This is a genomic window from Aliirhizobium smilacinae (assembly GCF_006335145.1).
GTDB classification, from domain to species: domain Bacteria; phylum Pseudomonadota; class Alphaproteobacteria; order Rhizobiales; family Rhizobiaceae; genus Neorhizobium; species Neorhizobium smilacinae.
In genome coordinates this window covers 1-1,642 of record NZ_VDMN01000019.1, presented here as the reverse complement: position 1 = coordinate 1,642, position 1,642 = coordinate 1, and the positions used below count along the sequence as shown (strand labels likewise).

1 protein-coding gene is annotated in these 1,642 nt (G+C 55.2%); it reads left to right on the top strand.

Going from position 1 to position 1,642, the window contains the following annotated elements; all coding sequences use genetic code 11:
* Positions 1 to 138 precede the first annotated feature (138 nt).
* Positions 139 to 1,398 (top strand): IS110 family transposase, encoded by a 1,260-nt coding sequence (locus FHP24_RS28525; protein WP_139679627.1) that lies wholly within the window; start codon positions 139 to 141, stop codon positions 1,396 to 1,398.
* The last annotated feature ends 244 nt before the right edge of the window (positions 1,399 to 1,642 follow it).

Genomic DNA, 1,642 nt, shown 5'->3' with positions numbered 1-1,642 from the left:
CCGTAACACCTTCGGAAGTTTGCGTTGAATGAGGCTTTGACCAGTTGCGTAGCCCCTATCAGGCGAAGCAGGTGGTCATAGCCGGGCCTCAGGTCTCACAGTGGTTTTGCGAAGCCACACTGTAAAAGGAGACCGGCTATGACCGACAACGACATTACTGCATGCGCTCCCGTCTTGGCAGCGATCGATATTTCCAAGGAACGTCATGAGGTCCTGATCGAAGCGCCGGATAAAAGCCGTCGCCGCCGGGTAAGCGTTCTCAACAATCTCGATGAGTTCAATCGCCTCATCAACCTACTGCATAGCTATCAGCGCCCTGTCCGCGTCGCCTTCGAAGCAACGGGAAACTATCACCGTGCATTGGCATATCATCTTGGTTCCGCCGGCTTCGAGGTCAAACTGATTTCGTCGATGGCGTTGGCCCGGACCAGGGAGGCATTGCATAATTCCTGGGATAAGAACGATCCCAAGGATGCCCAGGTTATCCTTCACATGATGACCATTGGTGCTGAGCAGTTTTACCATGATCCCTTGATGCGCGGCACCAACGACATTCAGGAGCTGTCGAAGACCCACGACATGGTCTCAAGGTCGAAGACCGAACTATGGCACAGGATCCTGACCCATTACCTACCGTTGTATTTCCCTGAGGCGGATCGTTTTCACCGCAGTTCACGGGGCGACTGGTTCTTCGCCTTCCTCGAACTCTTCCCGTCCCCGCATTTCATCGCGGCCATGAGCAAGGATGCTTTCATGGAAGCGGCCTGGGATGTCGTCGGTCGCAAGGTTGGCAAAGAGCGTTTACTGGCAGATATTTACGCCACGTCCACCCGTTCAATCGGCCTTCCCGTTGCGCCTGGCTCCGACGCAATCTGCATGTTCCGTATGGTCCTGGCCGAGGGCAGAAGCCTGATCGCCCACCGTAATCAGATCGAGGCCCGCGCGGTCACACTGCTGAAGGACAATCCCGATTACCAGCTCTTATGCACGATCCCCGGGATAGGCCCGATCAATGCTCTGACGATCCTGGCAGAGGCTGGAGACCTGCGCCGCTTTCAACACCATCGCCAGTTCCTGAAGTTTTGCGGCATGGATCTTTCGACAATCCAGTCAGGAATGTTTAGAGGCCAGACCAAGCTCTCAAAATATGGAAATGCACGGCTCAGGCGGACTTTGTGGATGGCGGCTCAAGTCGCGATATTGCAGCGCGCCAACAGCTTCCGCGACAAATTCGAGCGATACATAACCAAGGACCGTCACAACACCCATTTACGTCGCAAGGCGTTAACAGCAATCGCCGCCAAGATGGCTCGCACAGTGCATGCGGTTATCAAAAGCGGTGAACCGTATCGCCCCTTCTTTGAAGGGACGATCCACAGCGGAAGGACCCTTCTCTGACAGGGCCGTGGAGGCGCTGAGCTGATTAGCGACCTCGTAGATAATGTTCAGGCCTTCCGCTCGACGGCAAAAGGATCTCGTCTTAAGGACGGTGAGAGCCGCGATCATGCGTACTCTGTGTTTGTTATGGGAGAGACCGTTCGTTGACGATCGGCCGGGCCTACATCATAATCCAAACGCATCGGCAAACCGACGCGATAACGACCTGCGGCCGAAACCGCGCTTCTTTCCGAATATAGGACGT